Origin of the sequence: Parvibaculum sp., assembly GCF_049651025.1 — a bacterium.
Classification (GTDB): domain Bacteria; phylum Pseudomonadota; class Alphaproteobacteria; order Parvibaculales; family Parvibaculaceae; genus Parvibaculum.
Genome location: NZ_JBASBH010000056.1, coordinates 24,963 through 49,554, shown reverse-complemented (window position 1 = coordinate 49,554; position 24,592 = coordinate 24,963). Strand labels below are relative to the sequence as shown.

The 24,592-nt window shown below is 61.2% G+C and carries 23 protein-coding genes; 15 read left to right on the top strand and 8 right to left on the bottom strand.

Annotated elements, in window-relative coordinates; genetic code table 11:
• The coding region (locus tag WA943_RS07155) for a hypothetical protein (protein WP_424469174.1) at nucleotides 1-1,466 on the bottom strand (1,466 nt) is incomplete at its 3' end.
• 241 nt (nucleotides 1,467-1,707) lie between these two features.
• The gene (locus WA943_RS07150) at nucleotides 1,708-2,265 is read right to left on the bottom strand and encodes a CAP domain-containing protein (RefSeq protein ID WP_424469173.1); all 558 of its coding nucleotides are present in this window, start codon (nucleotides 2,263-2,265) and stop codon (nucleotides 1,708-1,710) included.
• A 146-nt stretch (nucleotides 2,266-2,411) separates the two neighbouring features.
• On the opposite strand from WA943_RS07150, the gene WA943_RS07145 reads away from it, so the two are divergent.
• The 10 genes from WA943_RS07145 to WA943_RS07100 all read left to right on the top strand — a co-directional run bounded on the left by WA943_RS07145 (nucleotide 2,412) and on the right by WA943_RS07100 (nucleotide 14,667).
• Nucleotides 2,412-3,899: an MBOAT family O-acyltransferase gene (locus WA943_RS07145; protein WP_424469172.1), complete on the top strand. Its 1,488-nt coding sequence runs from the start codon at nucleotides 2,412-2,414 to the stop codon at nucleotides 3,897-3,899.
• Nucleotides 3,874-4,872, top strand: coding sequence for a hypothetical protein (locus WA943_RS07140; RefSeq protein ID WP_424469171.1), 999 nt, complete (start codon nucleotides 3,874-3,876; stop codon nucleotides 4,870-4,872). The genes WA943_RS07145 and WA943_RS07140 overlap by 26 nt, the downstream gene beginning before the upstream one ends.
• Nucleotides 4,873-5,062: 190 nt before the next feature.
• A complete protein-coding gene (locus WA943_RS07135; protein WP_424469170.1) occupies nucleotides 5,063-5,605 on the top strand; it encodes a MerR family transcriptional regulator in 543 nt (180 codons plus the stop codon).
• Nucleotides 5,606-5,635: 30 nt separating this feature from the next.
• Nucleotides 5,636-7,423 carry an acyl-CoA dehydrogenase C-terminal domain-containing protein gene (locus WA943_RS07130; protein ID WP_424469169.1) on the top strand — a complete coding sequence of 596 codons (1,788 nt, stop codon included), beginning with the start codon at nucleotides 5,636-5,638 and terminating at the stop codon, nucleotides 7,421-7,423.
• Nucleotides 7,424-7,499: 76 nt separating this feature from the next.
• Entirely contained in the window at nucleotides 7,500-8,657 is a 1,158-nt protein-coding gene (locus WA943_RS07125; RefSeq protein WP_424469168.1) for an acyl-CoA dehydrogenase family protein, read from the top strand.
• Nucleotides 8,658-8,788: 131 nt separating this feature from the next.
• A complete protein-coding gene (locus WA943_RS07120; RefSeq protein ID WP_424469167.1) occupies nucleotides 8,789-9,994 on the top strand; it encodes an acetyl-CoA C-acetyltransferase in 1,206 nt (401 codons plus the stop codon).
• Nucleotides 9,995-10,001: 7 nt separating this feature from the next.
• Nucleotides 10,002-12,248 (top strand): 3-hydroxyacyl-CoA dehydrogenase NAD-binding domain-containing protein, encoded by a 2,247-nt coding sequence (locus WA943_RS07115; protein ID WP_424469166.1) that lies wholly within the window; start codon nucleotides 10,002-10,004, stop codon nucleotides 12,246-12,248.
• Between the two features lie 129 nt (nucleotides 12,249-12,377).
• Nucleotides 12,378-12,968, top strand: a complete 591-nt coding sequence (locus WA943_RS07110; RefSeq protein ID WP_424469165.1) for a hypothetical protein — start codon at nucleotides 12,378-12,380, stop codon at nucleotides 12,966-12,968.
• 7 nt (nucleotides 12,969-12,975) lie between these two features.
• Nucleotides 12,976-13,401, top strand: a complete 426-nt coding sequence (gene arfB / locus WA943_RS07105) for an alternative ribosome rescue aminoacyl-tRNA hydrolase ArfB (protein WP_424469164.1) — start codon at nucleotides 12,976-12,978, stop codon at nucleotides 13,399-13,401.
• 159 nt (nucleotides 13,402-13,560) lie between these two features.
• Nucleotides 13,561-14,667 carry a glutathione S-transferase family protein gene (locus WA943_RS07100; RefSeq protein WP_424469163.1) on the top strand — a complete coding sequence of 369 codons (1,107 nt, stop codon included), beginning with the start codon at nucleotides 13,561-13,563 and terminating at the stop codon, nucleotides 14,665-14,667.
• Between the two features lie 130 nt (nucleotides 14,668-14,797).
• On the opposite strand, the gene WA943_RS07095 is transcribed toward WA943_RS07100, so the two are convergent.
• The gene (locus WA943_RS07095; RefSeq protein ID WP_424469162.1) at nucleotides 14,798-15,586 is read right to left on the bottom strand and encodes an SDR family NAD(P)-dependent oxidoreductase; all 789 of its coding nucleotides are present in this window, start codon (nucleotides 15,584-15,586) and stop codon (nucleotides 14,798-14,800) included.
• Nucleotides 15,587-15,735: 149 nt separating this feature from the next.
• Between WA943_RS07095 and WA943_RS07090 the strand changes: the two genes are divergently transcribed.
• Genes WA943_RS07090 through WA943_RS07080 form a run of 3 tightly spaced genes read left to right on the top strand, consistent with a single transcriptional unit; the run spans nucleotide 15,736 to nucleotide 18,652 of the window.
• On the top strand, nucleotides 15,736-16,548 hold the full coding sequence (locus WA943_RS07090) for an enoyl-CoA hydratase/isomerase family protein (RefSeq protein ID WP_424469161.1): 813 nt from the start codon (nucleotides 15,736-15,738) through the stop codon (nucleotides 16,546-16,548).
• Nucleotides 16,548-17,723, top strand: coding sequence for an alpha/beta hydrolase (locus WA943_RS07085; RefSeq protein WP_424469160.1), 1,176 nt, complete (start codon nucleotides 16,548-16,550; stop codon nucleotides 17,721-17,723). The genes WA943_RS07090 and WA943_RS07085 overlap by 1 nt, the downstream gene beginning before the upstream one ends.
• Before the next feature lie 11 nt (nucleotides 17,724-17,734).
• Entirely contained in the window at nucleotides 17,735-18,652 is a 918-nt protein-coding gene (locus tag WA943_RS07080) for an alpha/beta fold hydrolase (protein WP_424469159.1), read from the top strand.
• On the opposite strand, the gene WA943_RS07075 is transcribed toward WA943_RS07080, so the two are convergent.
• Entirely contained in the window at nucleotides 18,649-19,812 is a 1,164-nt protein-coding gene (locus WA943_RS07075) for an acyl-CoA dehydrogenase family protein (RefSeq protein WP_424469158.1), read from the bottom strand. The genes WA943_RS07080 and WA943_RS07075 overlap by 4 nt on opposite strands.
• 65 nt (nucleotides 19,813-19,877) lie before the next feature.
• Here WA943_RS07075 and WA943_RS07070 point away from each other — a divergent pair, with 65 nt between their 5' ends.
• Nucleotides 19,878-20,126, top strand: coding sequence for a hypothetical protein (locus WA943_RS07070; RefSeq protein ID WP_424469157.1), 249 nt, complete (start codon nucleotides 19,878-19,880; stop codon nucleotides 20,124-20,126).
• A 43-nt stretch (nucleotides 20,127-20,169) separates the two neighbouring features.
• Here the strand turns inward: WA943_RS07070 and WA943_RS07065 are convergent, their stop codons facing one another.
• The 4 genes from WA943_RS07065 to WA943_RS07050 are packed head-to-tail and all read right to left on the bottom strand — an operon-like array spanning nucleotide 20,170 to nucleotide 23,942.
• Nucleotides 20,170-21,090, bottom strand: coding sequence for an acyl-CoA thioesterase (locus tag WA943_RS07065; RefSeq protein WP_424469156.1), 921 nt, complete (start codon nucleotides 21,088-21,090; stop codon nucleotides 20,170-20,172).
• 37 nt (nucleotides 21,091-21,127) lie between these two features.
• On the bottom strand, nucleotides 21,128-22,030 hold the full coding sequence (locus tag WA943_RS07060) for an acyl-CoA thioesterase (protein ID WP_424469155.1): 903 nt from the start codon (nucleotides 22,028-22,030) through the stop codon (nucleotides 21,128-21,130).
• On the bottom strand, nucleotides 22,027-22,968 hold the full coding sequence (locus tag WA943_RS07055) for a thioesterase family protein (RefSeq protein ID WP_424469154.1): 942 nt from the start codon (nucleotides 22,966-22,968) through the stop codon (nucleotides 22,027-22,029). Before WA943_RS07055 ends, WA943_RS07060 begins: the two co-directional genes overlap by 4 nt.
• A complete protein-coding gene (locus tag WA943_RS07050) occupies nucleotides 22,965-23,942 on the bottom strand; it encodes an alpha/beta hydrolase (RefSeq protein WP_424469153.1) in 978 nt (325 codons plus the stop codon). The genes WA943_RS07055 and WA943_RS07050 overlap by 4 nt, the downstream gene beginning before the upstream one ends.
• A gap of 88 nt (nucleotides 23,943-24,030) precedes the next feature.
• Between WA943_RS07050 and WA943_RS07045 the strand changes: the two genes are divergently transcribed.
• Nucleotides 24,031-24,573, top strand: a complete 543-nt coding sequence (locus WA943_RS07045; RefSeq protein ID WP_424469152.1) for a 2'-5' RNA ligase family protein — start codon at nucleotides 24,031-24,033, stop codon at nucleotides 24,571-24,573.
• Nucleotides 24,574-24,592: the final 19 nt, after the last annotated feature.

The following is a 24,592-nucleotide window of genomic DNA, read 5'->3' as shown; positions in this document are numbered from 1 at the left end:
AATGTATGGTCCGGCGAGACCTGAGCGAGCGGAGGCGGCGAAACCTCGCGCGTGTCGCGATAGCTCTCGCCATAGCCCGGCTCGCGGAACTCGGCGGCGCCATAGCCGCCACCCGCCGCATTGAGCGACGGCGCGTCGAAATTCGGGATCGGGAAGGCTTGGCCTGCCGGCGCAAAGCCCGCGCCCGCCAGTGCTCCGCCGACCGCAAGCTGCGGCGACAGCAAGCCGGGGGCGGCAGCCTGATTGAGTGAACTGCGCGTCGCCTTCGTCTCGCGCTCGATCCGCCCGAGACGGTCGGTCATGCGCTCGAACATGGCGTGCAATGCGTCGATCGTCTCGCGCGAGCGGTTCTCGGCGACATGCATGCTGTCCGACATGCCTGCAATGGCGCGCTCGATCGTCTGCGCGGCCTGCAATGTCATTTCTTCGGTTTGGTGCAGACGCGCCGCCATTTCCTCAAGGCGGTGTTCGACGACATGCGTATTGTCCGCTTCGCGCGGCGTGTCGAGGTCTTCAAGACGCCGCGCGATGCCGGTCACGGTCATCTCGAAAGTCTTCAGCGTTTCGTCGGTGCGCTGCTCGGCGCGTTCCAGACGAAGCGTGATTTCGGTGAGGCTGCGCTGGAGCTGCGCAATCGTCGCCTTGTGCTGTTCGGCATCGGTCTTGTCGGCAATAGCCTTCAGCGCGGATTCGACCGCCTGACTGCCGACGCTGCTGACCGATGTTTCCATCTTCTCCAGACGCGAGGCGAGCGTCTGCATATGCGTTTCGAGCGCGCGGGCGCGGGCCTGCTCTTCTTCGCGTTCTTCCGCCTGCTCGCGCTCATCGACGCGGCTTGCGATGTCGGCCAGCGTGCGGCGAATTTCGAGCAGGGATTCATCTGTCCGGCGCTCCGCCGTATCCAGATGATCGACAACGGCGGTGACCGCCTTTTCGAGCGACTGGATTTGCGCTTTCTCGTCAGGCCTGCGCCCGAACGATCCGCGGCCGCGCTCGGCTTCTTCAAGCCGCTCGGCAAGCTGCTGGATCTTCCGCTCGAGCGGATCGAGTGTGCGCGGGTCCGGCATGGGGCTGTCCACGTGGCGTTCGGCCAAACGCTCGGAATGTTCGAGCCGCTCTGCCAGTTGGCCGACCGACTGTTCAAGCCGTCGCGCGAGGTCCTGATTGCGTCTTTCGCTCTGTTCGACGCGGCTGACGATTTCGCGCACCGCTTCGGCGACAGGCGCGAGGTCGGGCTGCTGCGATTGCGCGGGGCTTTGCGGAAAAACCGATTGTGTATGGGTTTGCTGTGTCGGTCTCAGTGAGATGGCTTCACTCGGCATGCCGACTTCATCGGTGCCGCCATCCATGATGACCTGATTGAGCCATGCGCCAAGCGTAACGCCTGCGCGGCGCGCTGCCTGCTTGGCAGCCTCGCGGGCTTCGGGCTCGATGCCCTTAACGCTCCAAGGTACACCAGATCTCATACGAATCACTGCCCATTAACCGTTTGGATAAGTATAGGCCACATCATCTAGTATTAAGAAGTGCAACGCCCGCTATGTCTTGGTCTAAAGCCCGTCTTTGCCGGCCAATGGCCGGAATGGCATCCCGGGACGGAATATCCGCCCGGAAATTGCTTCAGTATGAAACGCCCAAGAGGGTAAATACGGCGTTAATGAGTGTTGAAATTCGGTGTGTATGTCCGCACAAGGCGGATTTTCGGCCTTATGGACCGGCAAACAACTCGGTCGCATAGATCATGTCGCCCCTGCGCGCGATGCCGATGCCGCTCCGGGTATAGGCGGCATTTTTCAGGTTCTTGCGGTGCGACGGGCTTGCGACCCAGCCCTTGAGCATGTCCTGCGCGATAGCGTCGGGCGTCTTCGCATTCATGCCCTGGACCATGGCGAGGTTCTCGGCGAGGTCGCCATTGAAGGACGAGGATACCGCCAGCACACGTTCCTTCGGCCCCTGACCGTCCGGATTGTAATGCCCGAAGAAGCCCCGGATCGACATGTCGGCGCTGTGAACGGCGGCGGCGCGCTGCAAGGTGGCATCGTTCGCAAGCACCGGCGCCCCGATCTGTGTGCGGTAAATATTGACCGCCGAAAGGATCGCCCGCGACAGCTCGTCCTCGTTCTGCGCCACCGCGCTCGCCTCGACAGGCAGGGAGGCGACATTGACCCGGGCGGGCGGCGGCGGAGCCATGCTGGAGCCCGCCGAAGTGCAGGCGGCAAGGGCGAGCGCCATAGCGGACGCGATCAGGCGCGTTCTCATACGCATTATTGGTCTCTCTCCCACGGTTGACCGCCTCCCTATACAAACGCTTTGACGTTGTGCCACTTTGCAGCGGGGGGAAGAGGTCTTGCAACCAGCGAACGATGTTCGAAGTCGGCCCACCAGCATGACTTGGTGGTTTCGGGGTCGCGATGCTCTTTAATTCCTACGTCTTTCTGTTTGGCTTCCTTCCGCCGACCGTGCTTGTTTTTTTCCTGCTCGGTCGCTGGAGCCATGACTATGCGCGTTTGTGGCTCGGCCTCGCCTCTTTGGCATTTTATGCCTGGTGGTCGCTCGATTATGTCTGGCTGATCGTCGTCTCGATCCTCTTCAACTATTGCACCGGTCTTGCAATCGACGCCTACCGCATCGCCGCGAAGGCGCGCGCGGCAAAATTTGCGCTGGTTGCGGGTATTGCGGGCAATCTGGCGCTGCTCGGCTATTACAAATATGCGGATTTCTTTATCGGCAGCGTCAGCGCGCTGACGGGTGCGGATTGGTCCCTGATCCATCTGATCCTTCCGCTCGGCATTTCCTTTTATACGTTCACGCAGATCGCCTATCTGGTGGATACGGCCGAGGGCAAGGCGCAGCAATTCGGCTTCTTCAACTACCTGCTTTTTGTCACTTACTTTCCGCACCTTCTGGCCGGGCCGATCATTCATCACAAATCGGTCATGCCGCAGTTTCAGGCCGCTTCGACATTCCGGCCTTCGGCGCCGAATATTGCCGTTGGACTGACGATCTTCGCGATAGGTCTCGCCAAGAAGGTGTTGCTTGCCGATGCCTTGATCGACGGCGTGCATCCGGTGTTTTCGGGCGCACAAGCGCCGCTTCTCTACGACGCCTGGGCCGGTACGCTGGCCTATACGCTGCAGCTATATTTCGATTTCTCCGGCTATTGCGACATGGCGATCGGCTTGTCGCTCATTTTCGGCGTTCGCCTGCCGTTAAATTTCAACTCGCCCTACAAGGCCGTGAGCATCATCGATTTCTGGCGCCGCTGGCACATGACGCTGTCGACCTTTCTGCGCGACTACCTTTACATCCCGCTCGGCGGCAACCGAAAGGGGCCGACGCGGCGATACATAAACCTCTATTTGACCATGCTGCTCGGAGGCCTGTGGCATGGCGCCGGCTGGACGTTCGTCATTTGGGGTGCCCTGCACGGGGGCTACCTGATCGTCAATCATGCATGGCGGGCTGTTTTCCCCGACGAAACACCTTCGGTCTGGAAAAGATGCGCATACGGCGCGCTGACTTTTCTGGCGGTCGCCATCGCATGGGTCTTCTTTCGTGCGCCCGACTTTGCGACGGCCATGTCGATCCTGGCCGGGCTTTGCGGCATGCATGGCGTGAGCCTGAATGGCAGCTTCACGGCGACCGGCCTTGACCGAGACATCTTGTGGAAAATCGTCGTTGGTCTGCTCATCGTATTCCTGCTGCCCAACTCGCAGGAGATTGTCGGGTTTTCGCGCGAAGCGTCCCCGCAAACATCCGGCGGAGCTTTTTTCAGCCTTTCCAGACGCGCGCTCGCATGGACGGCCACGCCTCAGGCTGGCGTGCTCTTCGGCCTCCTCTTTTTCGTATGTCTCTTGAAGCTCAGGCAGGTCAGTGAATTCATCTACTACCAATTTTGATGTGAGCCCGAGGCGGGCAGTCCGCTATCTCCTCTGGTTCTTCGGCACTGCGATGGTCCTGTCGATCTGCGCATGGGTCGTCGTGCGTCCGATTGCGCCGCAATTCACCGGCAATGCCTCCTTCGATCAGAAGCTGCTTTATCTTCGCGAGCATCCTCCGAAGTCGGGGCCGATAGGGCTGGTGGTCGGTTCGAGCATGGCGCTGAACAATGTCGATACGGACGTGCTTGCAAGCAGCCTCGATCGACCATTTCTAAATCTCGGCGTCTGGGGATTGGGCACGGCGGAGGCAGGGCGGATCGCCGATCAGTTCGATCGCCTTTATGGCGCGAGCGAGATCATTCTCGTTGCGCAATTCTTCGAGATGAAGGACGAGCCTGCCGAACGTTTCGCCATACCGGACGCAGCGCTCCATGAATATCTGAAGGGCAATGCGTGGCTCGCAGATATCGAGCACCGGGATTTCTACGAGTCATTGCGCATGCGCTCCCGCTGGGCCCGAAGTTTCGAAAACCAGCATCGCTATACGAGCCTGAAATTCTCCGAAACGGGCGCGGCACCCCTCCTCATCCGGCCAGATCAGAGCGATCCGTCGCGCTGGAACCCGCCTCAGCCTTTCTCCGTCGAATGCAAGGATTGCATGCGGGAGATTGAGAGCATGTGCGTCGCTTTTCGTGAGAAAAACATCCCCTTTTCGGTCGTCATGCCGCCATTGACGCAATGGATCGGGGAACACCGGGAGGATGTTCGTGCCGCCTATGCGGACAGGCGTACCCGCCTCGCCGCGGTTTTGAAGAGGTGTGGCGCGCCCCTTTTCGATGCGGCGAAGTGGGCGAAATTCGACGATGCCTGCTTTGCCGATTTTGCCCATCTCAACGCGACGGGCATGCGGCGGATGACCGAGCTTTTCCTGCATTGGCGGGAGAAAAGGCTGACTGAAACGCCCATATCGATCAATTGCGCTGAAGACTGATCCTGTCGCCACTTCCCCAGCGTGCAGCCCTTGACGCTTACGTCAACGTCAACTAGCCTGCCCGCCTGTCATAAGAAAACGGCGGAAAACCGCCAAAGATTTTAGTGGCCGCACGCTTGGGCCACGGGTAGACAAGCGCCCGCAGTCAGAAAATAGACCGAAGTCTAGAAACAGGGAATAGGAACTGGCCATGGATCAGCAGATGGAAACGCGTACCGAAAATGCCGCTCTCGCAAACGCGACGCATGCCAACAGCAAGCCCGTCACATTTTCAATCACGCAGCTCGCCGAGGAATTTGAACTGACGACCCGCGCGATTCGCTTCTATGAGGACAAGGGTCTGCTGTCGCCGGAACGTCAGGGCCAGACCCGCATCTATCATCCGCGCGACCGCGCGCGCCTGATCCTCATCGTGCGCGGCAAAAACGTCGGCCTCGCTCTGTCGGAGATCAAGGAAATCCTCAGCCTCTACGATCTGCATGACGGCTGCGAGACGCAGAACCGGGTGGCGATCGACAAGTTCCGCCGCCGCATCGCCAGCCTCGACAAGCAGCGCGAAGAAATCGAGCTTCAGATTGCGACCCTGCGGGAAAGCTGCCAGCGTCTCGAAAGTCAGGTTGAGGGCCAGGTCGCCGAAAGCGAGATGACGAAGCCGCTGCCTGAGCCAAAAAAGCGCGCCAAGCCGGCGACGAAACCGGTGCTTGCAAGCCGGGCGGCCGCTGCAACCGCTTGAGGCCTGTCCCTCTGACTTCGAGGCTATCCGATGCCCAGCTATAAAGCTCCCGTGCGGGAATATCGCTTCCTGCTGAACGATACGTTCAACATGTCGCAATATGCGAGCCTTCCCGGCTTCCGCGATGCGCCGCTCGATATCGTCGATCAGATTCTCGACGAGGCGGCCAGGCTCGCTGAAGAAGTGCTCCAGCCGCTGAACCAGATCGGCGATACGGTTGGCTGCAAGCTGGAAAACGGCGTCGTCACCACGCCGCCGGGTTTCAAGGAAGCCTACAAGACGCTTGTCGAGGGCGGATGGCCCTCGCTCGTCGCCGATCCGGCATTCGGGGGCCAAGGCCTCCCGAATGCGCTGGGCGTCCTCTTCAACGAAATGGTGTCGTCGGCCAACATGGCCTTTGGCATGTATCCGGGCCTGAGCCACGGCGCTTATTCGGCGCTGCTGCATCACGGCTCGGATGAGTTGAAGCAGACCTATCTGCCCAAGCTCGTCACCGGCGAATGGACCGGCACGATGAACCTGACCGAGCCGCAATGCGGCACGGATCTGGGCCTGCTGCGCACCAAGGCTGTTCCGCAGGCGGATGGTTCCTACAAGATCACGGGCACGAAGATCTTCATTTCCGCCGGTGAGCACGATCTTGCCGACAATATCCTCCATCTCGTGCTTGCGCGCGTCGAAGGCGCACCTGCGGGCATCAAGGGCATATCGCTTTTCCTCGTGCCGAAATTCTTCGTCAAGGAAGATGGCAGCCTCGGCGCGCGCAACGGCGTTTCTTGCGGTGCGCTCGAACACAAGATGGGCATTCACGGCAATGCCACTTGCGTCCTGAACTATGACGAGGCGACGGGCTGGCTCGTCGGCGAGCGCGAAAAAGGCATGCGCGCCATGTTCACGATGATGAACGAAGCGCGCCTCGGCGTTGGCCTGCAAGGCCTCTCGCAATCCGAAGTCGCCTACCAGAACGCGCTGGCCTATGCGAAGGATCGCCTTCAGGGGCGTTCGCTGACGGGCGCGAAGGAGGCCGACAAGCCGGCCGATCCGATCCTTGTGCATCCTGATGTGCGCCGCATGTTGCTCAACGCCAAGTCCTTCAATGAAGGCGCTCGTGCGCTGCTCGTCTGGACGGCGCTTCATGGCGATCTTGCCCACGCGTCTGACGATGCGGCGATCCGCGAAACCGGCGAGGACATGATGGCGCTACTGACGCCGGTGGTGAAGGGCTATCTCACCGATCGCGGCTTTGCCAATGCCGTTGAAGCGCAGCAGGTCTATGGCGGTCACGGCTACATCGAGGAAAATGGCGTCAGCCAGTTTGTCCGCGATGCGCGCATCTCCATGATCTATGAAGGCGCGAACGGCATTCAGGCGCTCGATCTCGTCGGTCGCAAGCTCGCACAAAATGGCGGCCGCGGCGTCTTTGCCTTCTTCAAGCTGATCGACGATTTCATTGCGGCAAACAAGGATGAAGCGCTCGCACCATACGCGGCGGCGCTTGCCTCCGCCCGCAAGGATCTCGAAGCGGCGACCATGTGGTTCATGGAGAATGCGCTTGCCAATCCCGACAATGCGGGCGCGGGTTCGGCGGAGTATCTCCACCTCTTCGGCGTCACCGCTGTCGGCTACATGTGGGCGCTGATGGCCAAGGCATCGATCGCCAAGATCGCCGAGGGCAAGGGCGACAATGCCTATTACGAAACGAAGCTGAAAACGGCGCGCTATTATTTTGAGCGTGTCGTGCCGGAAACGGCGACGCATCTCGCGCGCATTCGCGTGGGCGCTGCGCCGCTGATGGATTTCGCCGCCGACGAATTCTGAGCGCTTCGGCGACGCTCGAACACTGACCTACAACAAAGAGCCCGAAGCGGGCGCCTATCAGGGAGACGGAGAAGAGATGGAATTGATCGCGGGCTACAAGTCGCCATGGCTCAACGAAGAGCTGGAAATTCTTCAGGACGCAGTCCGCAAATTCTATGAAAAGGAATTCGCGCCGCATTCGGACCGCTGGAACAAGCAGGGCCATGTGGATCGCGACGCCTGGAACAAGGCAGGCCAGGCCGGCATTCTCTGCGCCTCGATCTCCGAGGAATATGGCGGCGGCGGCGGCAACTTCGCTCACGAAATGGTCATCACGCAGGAGCAGGCCCGCGCGGGCGTTGCGGGCTTCGGCAACTCGGTCCATTCGGGCATCGTTGCGCATTACATCCAGTCTTACGGCACCGAAGAGCAGAAGAAGAAGTGGCTGCCGAAAATGGCGAGCGGCGAAATGGTTGCCGCCATTGCCATGACCGAACCCGGCACCGGCTCCGATCTTCAGGGCGTCAAGACGACCGCGAAGAAGGTCGGCAATCAATATGTCATCAACGGCCAGAAGACCTTCATCACCAACGGCCAGCAGTCGACGCTGATCTGCGTCGTCGCGAAAACCGATCCGGCAGGCGGCGCCAAGGGCACGTCGCTCGTCATGGTCGAAACGGAAGAGGTCGAAGGTTTCCGCCGTGGCCGCAACCTCGACAAGATCGGCATGCATGCGCAGGACACGTCGGAGCTTTTCTTCGACGATGTGAAAGTGCCGACCTCGAACCTGCTCGGCACGGAAGAAGGCAAGGGCTTCTTCCAGCTCATGCAGCAGCTTCCGCAGGAGCGCCTCATCATCGCCGTGCAGGCTTGCGTTGCGATGGAACGCGCGGTTGAGGAAACAGCGGCCTATGTGAAGGACCGCAAGGCCTTCGGCAAGTCGATCCTTGATTTCCAGAACACGCAGTTCAAGCTCGCCGAATGCAAGACGGAAGCAGCAATCGCCCGCGTCTTCACTGACGATTGCGCGATGAAGCTGCTCGACGGCAAGCTCGATCCGACGACCGCCGCCATGGCCAAATGGTGGACGACCGAGAAGCAGTGCCAGATCGTCGACACCTGCCTGCAGTTCTTCGGCGGCTATGGCTACATGATGGAATACCCGATTGCGCAGATGTACACGGATGCGCGCATCCAGAAGATCTATGGCGGCACGAACGAGATCATGAAAATGCTGATCGCGCGCACGCTCTAATCAAGGCCCCTCACCCTGACCCTCTCCCCAAAAGGGAGAGGGGACGAGGGCGGGTTCTTCTCCCTCTCCCGCCGGGGAGAGGGGCGGGGTGAGGGGAAGCCACAAATGATGACTCTCTCAGGGAGACGAAAATGACCGACGCTTATGTCTACGACACCGTGCGCACACCGCGCGGCAAGGGCAAGAAAGACGGCGCGCTGCATGAAGTGACGGCGCTCGAACTCGGCACGCAAGTGTTGCGCGCGCTTCGCGACCGCAACGGCCTCGACACCAGCCGTGTCGATGACGTCATCTTCGGTTGCGTCGATCCGGTGGGCGAGCAGGGCGGCGACATCGCCCGCATCGCGGTGCTGAACGCGGATTATGCGCAGACGGTTGCCGGTGTGCAGATCAATCGCTTCTGCGCTTCCGGCCTCGAAGCGACAAACATGGCGGCGGCGAAAGTCATGTCCGGCGAGGCCGACATGGCGATTGGCGGCGGCGTCGAGAGCATGTCGCGCGTCGGCATGGGTGCATCGGGCGGCGCATGGTCGTCCGACCCGCATGTCGCCTTCAAGTCCTACTTCACCCCGCAAGGCATAGGCGCCGATCTCATTGCGACGAAATATGGCTTCTCCCGCGCAGACGTTGACGCCTATGCGGTCGAAAGCCAGAAGCGCGCGGCCCATGCCTGGCAGAGCGGCTACTTCAAGAATTCCGTCATTCCCGTGCGGGACATTAACGGCCTGACGATCCTCGACCATGACGAACATATGCGCCCCGATGCGACCATGCAGTCGCTCGGCTCGCTTGGGCCGTCCTTCGCCGCCATGGGCGAATTCGCTTTCGATGGCGTCGCGCTTGAACGCTATCCCGAAGTTGAAGAGATCATCCACGTTCATCACGCGGGCAACTCGTCCGGCATCGTCGATGGCGCGTCGGGCGTTCTCGTCGGCAATCTCGACACGGGCAAGGCGCTCGGCCTGAAGCCGCGTGCGCGCATTCGCGCCATGGGTTCGATCGGCTCGGAGCCGTCGATCATGCTGACGGGCCCGGCGGATGTTTCGCGCAAGGTCCTGAAGAAGGCCGGCATGCGCCCTGAAGACATCGACCTTTACGAACTCAACGAAGCCTTCGCCTCTGTCGTGCTGCGCATGATGCAGGCGCTCGATATTCCGCACGAGAAGATGAACGTGAATGGCGGCGCGATTGCCATGGGCCATCCGCTCGGCGCAACCGGCGGCATGATCCTCGGCACGGTGCTCGACGAACTCGAGCGCCGCAATCTGAACACGGCCCTCATCACGCTTTGCGTCGGCGCGGGCATGGGCACGGCCACCATCATCGAGCGCGTGTGAGGCGAACATGACCACTTACGAAAACTTCAAATTCGACGTCGATGCTGACGGCATCGCGCTTGCGGTCTGGGACATGCCGGGCCGCTCCATGAACGTGCTCTCGCAAAGCTCGATGGCCGATATCGCTTCGATCATCGAGACGATCATGTCCGACGACAAGATCAAGGGCGCGATCCTCACCTCCGGCAAGGCGGCCTTCTGCGCTGGCGCGGACCTTTCCATGATGGGCGGTCAGGCGGGCGGCTCGGGTGCAGGCTCCAAGGAAGATCGCGTCAAGGCGATGTATGAAGGCAATCTCGCTTTCAACATGCTGCTGCGCCGTCTCGAAACCTGCGGCAAGCCGATTGTGGCTGCGATCAACGGCGTCGCGCTTGGCGGCGGTCTGGAAGTGACGCTCGCCTGCCACTACCGCGTCGTTGCCGATAATCCGAAAATCCAGCTCGGCCTGCCCGAAGCCAAGGTCGGCCTTCTCCCCGGTGGTGGCGGCACGCAACGTTTGCCGCGCCTCATCGGCGCAATGGCGGCACTTCCGCTGATCCTTCAGGGCACGGCGCTCGATCCGCAAAAGGCGCTGAAGGCAGGCATCGTGCACAAGGTCGTGCCCGCTGCAGAACTTATCGACGCTGCCAAGGCGTGGCTCAAGGAAGGTCTCGCCCAGCCGAAGGTCAAGCTCGGCAAGAAGGGCCCGGAAGTTTACGCAATTGCCATTCAGCCCTGGGATCGCGAAGGCTATCGCATTCCCGGCGGCGGCCCGCATGACAGGAACGGCGGCTCGGTCTTCACCATGGGCAATGCGACGCTCCACAAGACCACGCATGGCAACTTCCCGGCGCAGCAATACATCATGTCCTGCGTCTATGAAGGCTTGCAGGTGCCGATGGAAGCGGGCCTCCGCATCGAGACGCGCTACTTCACGAAGCTGCTGATGGACCCGCGCTCCAAGGCGATGATCCGCTCGCTCTTCCTATCCATGCAGGAACTCGGCAAGGGCGCGCGCCGTCCCGCCAATGTGCCTGCCTTCACGGTGAAGAAGCTCGGCATTCTCGGCGCGGGCATGATGGGCGCGGGCATTGCTTACGTGTCGGCGCAGGCCGGCATGGATGTCGTGCTTCTCGACACAGATCAGGCCAATGCCGAAAAGGGCAAGGCCTATTCCGAGAAGCTGCTCGCAAAGTCCATCGAGCGCGGCAAGACGACGAAAGAGAAAGCCGACGCGCTTCTCGCCCGCATCAAGCCGACGACGAACTATGATGACCTCAAGGGCGCGGACCTCATCATCGAGGCCGTGTTCGAGAGCCGCGAGATCAAGGCGGAAGTGACGAAGAAGGCCGAGCCGATGATCGCCGCAGGCGGCATCTATGGTTCCAACACTTCGACGCTGCCGATCACCGGCCTTGCCGAAGCGGCGAAGAAGCCGGAAGACTTCATCGGCATCCACTTCTTCTCGCCCGTCGACAAGATGCAGCTTGTCGAGATCATCGTCGGCAAGCGCACGAGCCAGGAGACGCTCGCCAAGGCGATGGACTATGTGAAGCAGATCAGGAAGACGCCGATTGTCGTCAACGACAGCCGCGGCTTCTATACCTCGCGCTGCTTCGGCACTTACGTCGGCGAAGGCCTCGCCATGCTGGCCGAAGGCATCAAGCCTGCCATCATCGAAAATGTCGGCCGCATGACCGGCATGCCGATGGCGCCGCTCGCGCTCAATGACGAAGTCTCGCTCGACCTTGCCTACAAGGTGCGCGAGCAGACGAAGAAGGACCTCGGCGACAAATATGTCTCCGGTCCCGCCGACAAGCTCATCGAGAAAATGGTCGTCGAGCTTGGCCGCGTCGGCAAGAAGGCAGGCAAGGGCTTCTACGACTATCCCGCCGACGGCAAGAAGAAGCTGTGGACGGGCCTTGCCGAACTGGCCAAGACGCATAAGGACATCGAAGACGTCGAAGTCGACGAGCTGAAGAAGCGCTTCCTCTACATTCAGGCGCTCGAAGCGGCCCGCTGCTTTGAAGAGGGCGTGGTGACCGACGTGCGCGATGCGGATGTCGGCGCGATCATCGGCTGGGGCTTTGCGCCCTGGACCGGCGGCCCGCTCTCGCTGATCGACATGGTCGGCGTGAAAGCCTTCGTCGAAACCTGCGACAACCTCGCGCAGAAATATGGCGAGCGCTTCAAGCCGAACAAGCTGCTGCGCGACATGGCCGAAAAGGGCGACACCTTCTATGCCCGCTTCGCACCGGAAAAAGCCGCAGCCTGATAAAGCACTCTGACCGACGGAAAATGCCCGGGCATCGTCCCGGGCATTTTTTTGAGTTGGCGTCATCGCAGCCCGCACCATCTGCGCGCATCTGCTAAACTCGCGGCAGTTTGGGATGGGTGAACGACTATGCGCATGCGCTATGTTCTGGCGGCTTTGGTGGCCTGCCTCGTTTTTGCAGGCAGCGGTGCCGCGCGCGCCCCAAGCCCCGACGATCTTCTCTGCGCGAATGCGCCGTCCGGCACGGTCGAAACCGTGCCCGCGCCTTTCGACCGCTGGCTGGTTCTCGTCTGCGCGCCGCAATCGCAAGCCCTTGTGCCGATCGAGGGCACGATCTGGTTTGCACATGGCGGGCAGGAGCCCGTATCGATCCTCGCCTTGCCGCCCGGCGCGACGCCGATGCGGAAAACCGATCAATATGATCCGCGCTATGGCGTCCGCTTCAAGGCGCTGTTCGGCACCGAAGCGAAGGATGCAAAGCGCCTTCGGGCATTGAAGCTTCTCGAGGTTGCGCTGGCCGGTGGCCCCGCACCGAAAGTCGATCGGGTTTTTCAGCTCGATGCGGTCAGCATCATTTATGACATGCGCTACAACATATATTTTTACGTCGCGGATAATCGTCCCCGTGCCGCTCTCGTTTGCATCGATGAATGCAAGCAGGCGCTCCTTATCGACATTCTGACGGTGAGCGAAGCTGCGGCGCGGATGACGGGGCGGTGAGCGCGTCATGATCGTCGTCACGCCGACCATTTCGATCTCTGACAGCGATATCACCGTCACCTTCATCCGCGCGGGCGGACCCGGCGGCCAGAACGTCAACAAGGTTTCGACGGCAGCGCAACTGCGCTTCGACGCACGCAACGCCGCCTCGCTGCCGGAGCGTGTGCGCACGCGTCTTGAAAAAATCGCGGGCACGCGCCTCACGAAAGATGGCGTGATCGTCATTACTGCCAGCCGCTTCCGAACGCAGGAGGCGAACCGGAAAGATGCCGTAGCCCGTCTGGTCGCGCTGATTGAAGAGGCGGCGGAGCGCCCGAAATTTCGTGTGCCGACCCGCCCGACGCTCGGCTCGAAGAAGCGTCGTCTGGAAGGCAAGACAAAGCGCGCGGATGTGAAGCGCATGCGAAGCGGCAGGCCGGACGTCAGCGATTGAGCGCCAAAATGCGCTGCGGCTTGCATCGCAGAGCTAAAACCGATTCCCTCATCATCGGTGAGTCGCGCGGGCTGGACAGGCCAGACCGCCGCCTTTACAACGCCACATAATGTTCGACATTAATCATTATGCGATGCCGACGCCGGGGGATGCAAAGAGATGACGCAGGGCTATACGCTTTATGGAGCGGAACCGAGCTACTACTCCGGCAAGGTTCGCGCCTATCTTCGCTACAAGCGCATTCCCTTCGCCGAATTCCTGAACACGCCGGACGCCTATCGCAGCGTGATCCTGCCGCGCGTGGGCTGGCCCGTGATCCCTGTCGTCATCACGCCGGAAGACGAGACGCTTCAGGATTCGACCGAGATCATCGACGAGCTGGAAACCCGCTTCCCCGAAGCGCCGATCTATCCCGCCACCGTCAAGCAGCGCCTCGCCGCGCTTCTCCTCGAAGTCTATGCGGATGAATGGCTGAAAATTCCGGCAATGCATTATCGCTGGAACCGGAACTACGATTTCGCCATCGCTGAATTCGGAAAAATGTCGGCGCCCGGCGCGGACGCTGAAACGCAGCATGCGGCCGGTCTCAAGATTTCAAAGCCCTTTGCGGGCGCCTTGCCCTTCCTCGGCGTGACGCCGAAAACGGAAGCGGCGATCGAGCAATCCTATGAAGGCCTGCTTGGCGAACTCGACAAGCATTTCGCGGTTTATGAGTTTCTATTCGGCACGCGCCCGTCCATCGGCGATTTCGGCCTGATCGGCCCGCTCTATGCGCATCAATATCGCGATCCCGCATCGGGCGCGCTGATGAAATCGATTGCGCCGAATGTCGCGCGCTGGGTCGAGGGCATGATGAAGCCGCCGCATCCCAAGGGCGGCGAGTTCCTTCCCCGCGACGAAGTGCCTGAAACGCTGATCCCCGTGCTTGCGCGCATGATGCGCGAGATGGTGCCGGTGCTCGTTTCGACCGCGCATCATCTGCAGAAATGGGTCGATGAAAATCCGGAAGACCGCAGAGCGGGAGCCGAAGTTCCCCGCGCCATCGGCATGCATGTTTTCTCGCTGGGCGATGCGAAGGAAAACCGCGCGATTTTCCCCTTCGATCTCTGGATGCTTCAGCGCCCGCTGGATTACATCGCCAATCTCGAAGCGGATGATCGCTTGCGAGCTGCCGATCTTCTGCGGCAGGCGGGCGGCGAGACGTTGATGGAGTTTCCATCCTTCCCGCGCCTCACGCGCCGCAACTTCAAGATTGCATTGGCGTAAATCCGAACTCCGCGTCGTCCCGGGACTTGTTCCCGGGACCCATCTTCCTTCAATCCTCAAGGCACTGGGCCCCGGGACAAGCCCGGGGTGACATCATTGGATGCTGTGCGTTCGTGGGACTGCCGCAGCCTTACCGCAACTGCCCGCCATCGACGACGAGGATTTCGCCGGTGACGAAGCTCGCGCGCGGGCTCGCAAGAAACAGTGCCGCGTCGGCAATTTCTTCAACCTTGCCGAAACGCCGCAGCGCCACTTCGCGATTGATCCAGCGTCCCCAGGCATCAGGCCGCTCATTCACGCGCTTTTCCCAGTCTCCGTCCTTGAACAGAATATTGCCCGGCGCAATCGCATTGACGCGTACGCCGTCCTTGCCGACCAGCTTGGCGAGCGATTTCGTCGTGTGGTTGATCCCGGCCTTGGTTGCCGCATAGGTGAGCGAAGTGCCGAGCGCATCAACGCCCGCGATCGATGAAATCAGAATGAGATTGGCGCCCTCGCGCTCTGACGCGGGCCGCGCGAGAATGCGCCTCAGCGCCTCGCGCGCCAGAAAGACCGCGCCGTAAAGGTTCTGCTGAACGTCGGCCTCCCAATCCGCATCGCTGACATCAAAGCCAAGCGGTGCGCGACCGAGGCCCACATTGGCGATGGCGCAATGAATGGGCCCGAGTTTTTCCTGCGTCGTATCCAGCGCCTTGGCGATGACGTCCGACGACGTCATATCGCCCGCAATGGCGAGAAGGTCGGCGGGTTTTGCGCCTTCCTCGACGAGCAGCGCGCGGGCGGCATCGAGTGCCGCTTCGCCGCGCCCCGTCAGCGCAATTTTCGCGCCTTCCTTTGCAAAGCCGCGCGCCATGCCAAGGCCGATCCCCTTGCTCGCCCCGGCGATGAAAACGACTTTCCCTTTGAGTTGCAGATCCATGTGCCCGATTCCCCGGTTCAATTTCGTTGCACGCATAGCACGGCAAGGCAGACGCAACGTCAAGGCCGCGCGCTGTTACTTGTGGGCGCTTCCCGCCTGGGCCTAGACTTGGCGCAACGAGAAACCAATGCCGCCCTGGGGAGGGTTCCATGCGCTATGAACAAATCATCGTCGAAAAACGCGGCGCGGTGACGTTGCTGACGCTCAATCGTCCGGACAAGCTCAATGCCTGGACGCCGCAAATGGCGGGCGAACTCGCCCATGCGATTGAAGCGGCCAATGCCGACCGCGACGTGGGCGCCATCGTGATGACCGGGCAGGGGCGCGGCTTCTGCGCGGGCGCGGACGTCGATGCGGTATTCAAGACGCGCGTCGATGGGCGCGATCCGGGCGAGAACACGGCGGGCGGCTCGGGCGGCATGCCCGCCAATGTCGATTGGATCAAGCTCACGCGCTCATCGAAGCCGCTCATCGCCGCCGTCAACGGTGTCGCCGTCGGCATCGGCGTGACCATGATCCTGCCATTCGACATCATCGTCGCGGCGGAAGAAGCGAAATTCGGCCTCGTCTTCGTCAAGATGGGCATCGTACCGGAGCTTGCCTCCTCGCATTTCCTCGTCAGCCGCATGGGTTGGGGACAGGCGAGCGAAATGATGCTGACAGGGCGTCTTTACCCCGCCACCGAAGCGAAGGCGAAAGGCCTTTGCGAATATGTCGTGCCGCAGGCGGAGCTTCTCGACAAGGCTTTCGAGATCGCAAATCTCATCGCTGAAAATCCGGCGCGCCAGCTCCGCATGACCAAGGTCTTGCTCACCGAAAATGCCTGCACGACCGATCTGAGCCGCGCCCAGAAACTTGAAACCGATGCGCTGAAGGAATGCTGGACGACGCCCGAGCATCACGAAGCCGTCGACGCCTTCCTCAACAAGCGCAAGCCCGATTTCAAGAAGGTGGCCCAATAATGAGCGGTGCGAAATACGAAGTCGAACGCATCCCGTTTCATCTTCATTGGCAGGAAAAGGCGGCCTTCAAGGAAACCTATGCGGGCGCGCTCGACCAGATCGTGGTGGAGGGCCAGTTTCTGAAGCCCAAGGGCTCGACCTCGAAAACGGTTCTCGTCTTCATGCATCCGACGGGAACGATGAACCTGCTGCCGATGCCCAATGCGCTCGCTGCTGCAGGCATTCCCTGTCTCACCTGCGCCAGCCGCTATCCGCACAATGACAGCGCGCTCATCATGGAAAAAGTGATCCTCGATCTCGGTCACTACATCCGCTATGCGAAGGAAAAACTCGGCTTCGAAAAGGTGATCCTTGCCGGGTGGTCCGGTGGCGGTTCGCTCTCGATGTTCTATCAGTCGCAGGCTGAGAAGCCATGGATCACGGCGACGCCCGCAGGCGATGCTGTCGATGTCGTCGGTGCGAAGCTGCCCAAGGCCGATGCGGTTCTGCAACTCGCGGCCCATGTCAGCCGTGCGATAACGCTCACCGAATGGCTCGACCCGTCGATCAGGAACGAGATGGACCCCGATGATCGCATCGTCGAGCTTGACCTCTACGATCCGAAAAATCCCAACCAGCCGAAATTCACCGACGACTATGTCGCGCATTTCCGCGCCGCCCAGATCGCGCGCTCGGAAAAGATCGACAACTGGGTGAAGGAAAAGCTCAACGACCTGAAACGTCAGGGTCGCAATAATGAGGAGTTCGGCTTCGTGGTCCACGGCACCATGGCCGATCCGCGCTGGATGGACCCATCGATCGAGCCGAATGACCGCAAGGGGCCCAACTGGTGCTTCATGGGCGAACCGAAAATCGTCAATATGATGCCCGCTGGCCTTGCGCGCTTCTGCTCGCTTCGTGCATGGCTGTCGCAATGGTCCTATAAGGAAAGCCGCGCTGACGGGCCGAAATGCGCGGGCGATATTTCCGTGCCCGTATTGGTCGTTCAGAACAGCGCCGATGATGCTTGCACGCCCTCCCATGCCGCGCGCCTGTTCGCTGGTGTAAAACACTCGGGCAAAGAATTTCACGAGGTGAAGGGCGCGACGCATTACTATATCGGTCAGCCCGACAAGATGGCGGAAGCCGTCGCGATTGTTTCCGGTTGGCTGTCGAAGAAAGGTTTACTCGTTTGAGCGCCGTCAATGTGAGTTTGAGAATAAACGATGTGATCCCGACGCGACACGAGCTGGCGCTGGAAGGCGGTGCTGTGTCTTTTCTTGAGTGGAAGGGTGAGGGCCCGCAGCCCGCGCTTCACTTTGCTCATGCCAATGGCTTCAACGCGATGACCTATCGTCACCTGTTGTCGCCGCTTGCCACGCGCTTTCATATTCGTGCATGGGATGCACGCGGTCACGGCTTCACGAGCCTGCCCGCCGATCCGACGACGCACAAGAACTGGTATGTCTTTCGCGACGACCTCATTCGCGTCGTCGAAAGATTTGCTGAAGATGCAGGCGGCCCCGTGCTGCTGGGCGGCCATTCGATGGGCGGCACGACGAGCCTGATGGTCGCGGCCGAGCGCCCCGATCTCGTGCGTGGCCTTGTGCTTGTCGATCCGGTGATGGTGCCGCGTTTTGCCAGATTGGCCATGCAGTTTTATCGTTTGCTGGGTCGCAAGGGCGGGCCCATGTCGCTTGCCGATGGTGCGGAGCGCCGCCGCGCAATCTTCTCCGACCGCGCGACAATGGCTGGCGCCTATAAGGGCCGTGGCGCGTTTCGCACATGGCCGGACGAAATGATTGCCGACTATGTTGAAGGTGGCACGAAGCACCGCAACGACGGGCAGATAGAGCTAGCCTGCGCGCCCGCATGGGAAGCGGCGAATTTCCGCGCTCAGGGCCACAATGTCTGGGAGGCGCTTGGAAAACTCAAAGTGCCGCTGACCCTGATCTATGCGGGCCGGGATTCGACCTGCCGTTCGCCCGCGCCGCAGCTTCTCGGCCAGCGCGATCCGAAAGCGACGCTGCTTCGCTTGGGCCAGGCATCGCATTTCATTCCGATGGAATTCCCTGACGTCATTCGTCGCGAAATCCTTGCGCTGGATGCGCGCCTCACGACCTAGGCCGATGGCCCGTAAGTCGCCACAAGGCCAGCGCCGATGCGCTCGCGCATGATCTCGGTCGAGCCATCCGTATAGGCGGCGATCTTGGCGCAGGCGAGGTGACGCCCGAGGCCATGTTCATCGCGCAAGCCCGCCGCGCCCATCGCCTGCATGCAGTCGCCGATACGCGAGAGCGTCACTCTGCCTGCAAATTCTTTCGCATGCGCCGCCAGCATCACGGCGTCGTCGCCCGCATCAATCAAGCGTCCGGCCTTCGCGGTTAGCGCGCGCAGAGCCTCAAGATCGGTTGCGACATTGCCAAGCGACCAGCGGATGCCCTGATGCTCGATCAATGACTTGCCGAATGTCTGGCGCTTTGCGGCATAGGCAAGCGCGGTCTCCAGGCTTCCCGCGATCATGCCGGCGCACATCGCCGCCACATAGACCCGTGCTCCATTGACGCTTTTCATTGCGAGCTTGAACGCCTCGCCCGGCGCGCTGAGCATGTCGTCATCGGGCGCGATATACCCGTCGAGCGTGAAGCCGCCTGCGCCGATGGCGCGGCCGCCCATCAGCGGATAGACATCGCCGCGCCGGAATCCGTCGCGCTGCGCATCGACGAGAAAACAGGCAATCCCGCGCCAGCCCGCAGCAGGGTCCGTTTGCGCATATGTCACGAAAAGATCGGCAATCGTTGCATTGGTGATCCAGCCTTTTTCGCCGCTGAGCCGCCAGCCGCCATCGACTTTTTCCGCCCGCGTTTTGATCGCTGCAAAGTCGCTGCCTGCGCCGGGTTCGCTCAGCGCCGTGGCGCCGAATATTTCGGCCTTCATCAACTGGGCGATCTGCGTCTTGCGCTGCGCCGTCAATGGCGCCTGCGCCAGCCGCGCGGCGACATTATGCGTGTTGATCATCGCGAAGGTGAAACCCATATCCGCCTGCGACATATCCTCGGCAATGGCGAGCTTCAACAAATACCGATGCCCGAGTCCTCCCAGCGGCTCCGGCACTTCGAGGCGCAGAAGATCCATCGCGGCTGCCGCGCGCAAAGCTTCGAGCGGGCTTTCGCCGCGCTCCCAAGCGGCCGCACCCGGCGCGACGACTTCGCGGCGAAAGGCGCCGGCGCGGGCCAATATTTCGTGCTCGGCCTCGTTGAGTTCAGTATCCAGAAAGTCTGACATGCCGTTTCCCTCGTTCCTGAATGAGGATAGCCTTGAGACCCCGGTGTCACAAACTCGAGCCCGTCTTGCCTCTGACCTTCCACGAATCCGATCCCGATCGCGAGGCCAAGGAAGCGGCGCTCCACGCCATGAGCGATGCGGAACTATTGGCGCTCTATAACGACACGCGCGCCGCCACTGCGGTCGCCCGCGCGGCGCAGGATATGGAGCGTCTCTATCCGCTCGTGCGCGGCATGAAGACGATCCAGCGTATCGCAGGCGAGCGCGGCTTCGTCATCAAGGCGCGACGCTTGCAGCAAAGGCCTCTCGCCTAACCCTCTCCCCCGAAGGGGAGAAGGCTGGAAAGACAAGGCGCTCTCAAACACCCAGGCCCGGCGCTACCAGCCCTTCAAGGCGCATCCGCATCTCTTCGGGAATCGGAATGGCCTTGCGCGTTTCGAGATCGAGTGCGATGGCGACGGCTTCCGCCGTGCCGACCGACTTGCCCGTTTCCAGATCGAAGAGCCAGTGACACCAGGTATATGTCTTCGGCCCGACTTCCTTCAGCCCGCTTCGCAACGTCAGCACGTCGCCCGCCTTCGGATAGGCGTGATAGCGGAACCTATATTCGAGCGCCGCGCCGCCGACTTTCGAGTTTTGCGAACGGTCGTCGCCGCGCGTCTGGCCGAGCAGGTTCGGAATTGAATCCGAGACGATGCCCATGAAATGCCGTGTGACGAGAAATCCCTGCGCGTCGCATTGCGTGGTCTGGATTTCGCCCTGCCATGTGAAGACGAGCTTCATGGCTTCGGCCTCTGCGAGCGTCGGTGCTTCGCGCGGCGGATAGATTTGCAAGCCCCGTGGGCTGCCATGCGCAGGCAGATCGATCAGAAGCGCTTTTGCCGCCGCCTTTGCGCGGGCGGGGAGCGGTTTCGTTTCGCGGCTGTCCTCGTCCATCAATTCGACATCGGCAGCGAAAGTTGCCGCGACCTCACCCGACACTGTGTTCCACATTTCCAGATAGACGCGCAGGCTGAAATCCTGCACTGCCAGAATGCCTGCGCGAATGGTGAAGGGCGCACCGGGCCGCTGCTCGCGCAGAAACCGCACGTGATGATCGCGCGCAATCAGGCGCGCCCGCTCGGCGTCGATGAAGCGCGGGCCGAGGCCCAGATGCACGCCAAGCGCCGCAAGTCCCTGCGTCGCCTGATCCAGATAGAACTGCACATTCATGTGCCCCATCTGGTCGGCCTGCCATGTCTGCACACTGGAGCGTGCGACGTCGATCATTTCTGCCATGTGGTCCTCAAACTCGATGTGGGAATGTCGGGTGATATCAGACGCGCGCAAATCTCTTTGCGACGGCGTTGGGAATGGTGACGGCTTTGCGGCTTTCCTTGTCGAAGAGGAGGCCAAGTCCTTCCGCCGCGCAGGCAGGCTCGCCCGTCTCGGCGTTGAAGAGCCAATGGCGATAGCGCAACGTCTTCGCACTCGCCTCGACAAGGCCGGTTCGTACAACAAGCGTTTCGCCGGCCATAAGCTCGCGCAAATAGACAAGCCGCATCTCGACCGTTGCGGTCGCAAGCCCCGCTGCCGCCTGTTGATGACGGCCAAGCCCCGCATGCGCCCACATATGTCCCTGCGCATCCGAAAAGCGCGACATGATGAAGCGTGCATTCATATGCCCGTTCGTGTCGCATTCCCACGGGTTCACGGCCGAGCGATTGCTTTCGATCATTCCCGCTGCATCGGCGCGGGCAAGGGAGACATCGCGATCGATGGTTTCGCGGTGAAGCCCGCGCGGCGTTGCATAGTCGGGAAGCGCGGTCATCAGCGCCTCTGCCTTCGCTCGCGTCTCCGCAGGCCACGGCGTCAGCCTGCGCGTGGCGAGATCGAGGCAGCCGACATTGACGACGAAGGTGGCCGCAAGCCGGTCGTCCAGCACCTCGCGCATTTCCTGAAATTTCACCAGCGTCTTGTCGCGCATCTCGACGACGCCGGAGCGGATCGACACAAGGTCGCTTGTCTTCAACTCGCGATGAAAGCGGATGTGATGCTCAAGTGCGACATAGCCCTTGCCGCTCACTGCCTGCTGCGACGCGGGAAGCCCGAGCGCATTGCGGAAATGAAACGAGGCATCGGACGTCTTGCCGATATAGTGCTGAATGTTCATGTGCCCCATCTCGTCGCATTCCTGCATCGAGACATAGCCGCGAAACGTGTCGATCATCCCGCTCATGGCGCAACCTTGGCAACGGAGCGCACCTGAGTGGAAAATTTCTCGCGCACTTCATCGGAATAGCTTGTCGCGCGACGCGTATCGAGATCGAGCTGGATCGCCGTCACTTCGCTCGTCGCCGCGAGAAGCCCGGTTTCCGCATTGAACATGAAGTGGCAAATGCGGATCGTCTTCGCCCCCACTTCGACAAGCGCGCTCTTGATGATCAGAATATCGCCGGAAAGAACCTCACGTACATAATTGAGCCTCTGTTCCAGCACCACGCTTCCGCGTCGTGCGGCCAGCATCTTCTTTCGTTCCAGCCCGATCCCTTGCCATAAATGGCCCGAGCCGTCGGAATAGCGCGAAATATAGAACTGCGTGTTCATATGGCCGAAATCATCGCATTGCGTGGGGCTGACGGGCCCGCGATAAATCTCGATGAAGCGCCGCGCGCTCGCTTCCTCAAGCGTCAGGTCGGCAAGGCGCGTCTCGCGCTGAACGCTGCGCGGTGCCGCATGGTCCGGCAGCGGCCCGATCAGCGCCCGGCCTTTTTCGAGAGCGCTTTGCGGCCAGGGCTCCACTTTCCGCGTCTTCATGTTGAAATAGGCGCTGACGGCAACCATGGTCGCCGCCGTTTCGCCCGTGCCCGCATTCAGCAGCTCGTGATAAACCACAAGCGTCTTTTCGCGCATGTCGATAAGGCGCGAGCGCATCGTCATCATGTCGCCCGCATGAAGCTCGCGATGGAAGCGGAAATGCTCCTCCAGTGCGATCATGGTGTGCTGCGTGTCGCGAATGACGCTGGGCGAAAGGCCCAGCTCATGCCGCAGGAAAAACGCGCCATCCGACGCGCGTGCGACATAGAACTGCACGTTCATATGTCCGTTGTCGTCGCATTCCCAGGTATTGACTGCGCCCCGGAAGCTCTCGAAATAACCGTCGCTACCGAGTGTCATGCTGGCGACTGACCCGTCACGCGGCGCAGAAACGCATCGGCTTGCGCATTGGCAGCACGGGAAATCTCGCCGGGGAAGGCGACAAAGCCATGCGCCCCGCCGGGATAGACGCCAAGCTCTGCCTCGTTGCCCGCCGCAATCCAGCGTCCATGCATGAAGAGCGTATCGTCGACCAGCGCGTCGCGCGTGCCGATGGTGAAGAGGGCAGGCGGCATGCCTTTGAGATCGGCATAGAGCGGCGAAATATCGGGATCGCGGCGATCTTCGCCATTGGGCAGAAATGCGTCGCCGAATTTCTGAATGTCGATGGTCCGCAGCACCAGCCTTTCGTCGCCAAAGGCTTTCTGGCTTGGCGTCATCGTCATGTCGAAAGCGCCGAACACGAGGTTCGCGCCCTTGAAGCCCGTATAGCCATGCCGGTCGCGCATGCGCAGCAGCGTCACGGCAGAAAGATGACCGCCCGCACTTTCGCCGCCGATGGTTAGTACATCGGTGCCGAATTCAGCCTTCGCATTCTTGACGAGCCAAACCGCCGCCGCCTCGCAATCATCCGGGGCCGCAGGATAGGGATGCTCCGGCGCGAGGCGATATTCGACGCTGACGCAGGCAAGCCCCGCATTCTCCGCGATCCGCTCGAGCATCGGGTCCTGCTGGTCGGCAGCGCCGAGCACCCAGCCGCCGCCGTGAATATGCAGATAGACGCCTTTGGGGTTCTCCGGTGCGATGATCCGCAGCGGCACCTTCACGCCGCCCTTGCCCTCGATATGGATGGTGCGCGCCCTTGCCGATTTGGGCGGCAGCGGGAAGCCGCCTTCACCGCGGGCCCGTGCCTCGCGCACGGTCTGGGCGCCGACATCCCACCATTCCGGCGCAGCCTCGAAGGCTTTGATGATGAAGTCGTTGATGGTGCGGGTTTCTTCGGAAATCGCCTCAGGGCGAAACAGGGCAGGGTCGAGCGGGTTCTTCGCCGTCATGAAAGAGCCTCCGGGGTTTTCTTTTGCCCTAAAGTAGACCGGATTTCGGCGCATTCGTCTAATATCTGTGAGAAAGGAGGCGACAGATATGAACACGGCTCTGGTGTTGCGAATTCCTGAAGTGGAACATGTCGTATCGCGATGGCGGACGCTGCATGACCCCTCTGCCGCCGAGGGCATGCCCGCCCATGTGACGCTGGTCTATCCCTTCCGCGCCAGGGAAGAGATCGACGAGGAGGCTGAAGCCTCGCTCACATATTTATTTGCGCAAAGCGCGCCTTTCGATCTGCATTTTCATGAGACGCGCCGCTTTCCCGTAACCTCGGTGCTCTGGCTTGCGCCACAAAATCCTGCGCCCATTGTGTCGCTGGTGCGCGCGCTGGGATTGGCCTTTCCCGAACACCTGCCTTATGCGGGCGCCCATCCTGACACCGTGCCGCATCTCACCGTCGCAAATCTGAAAACGCGCAATGCGACCGTGGCGGACCTCGATCGCATCGAGCGCGAATTCATGGGCGAGGCCAAGGCGCATCTTCCGCTTCGCGCCCGCGTGACAGCCGCCACGCTTTTTCACAAGCATCAGGATGCGGTCTGGCGCGAGGTGAAGCAGTTTCCTCTTGGGAAAGCCTAGCGGTTGCTTTTCGTCAGGT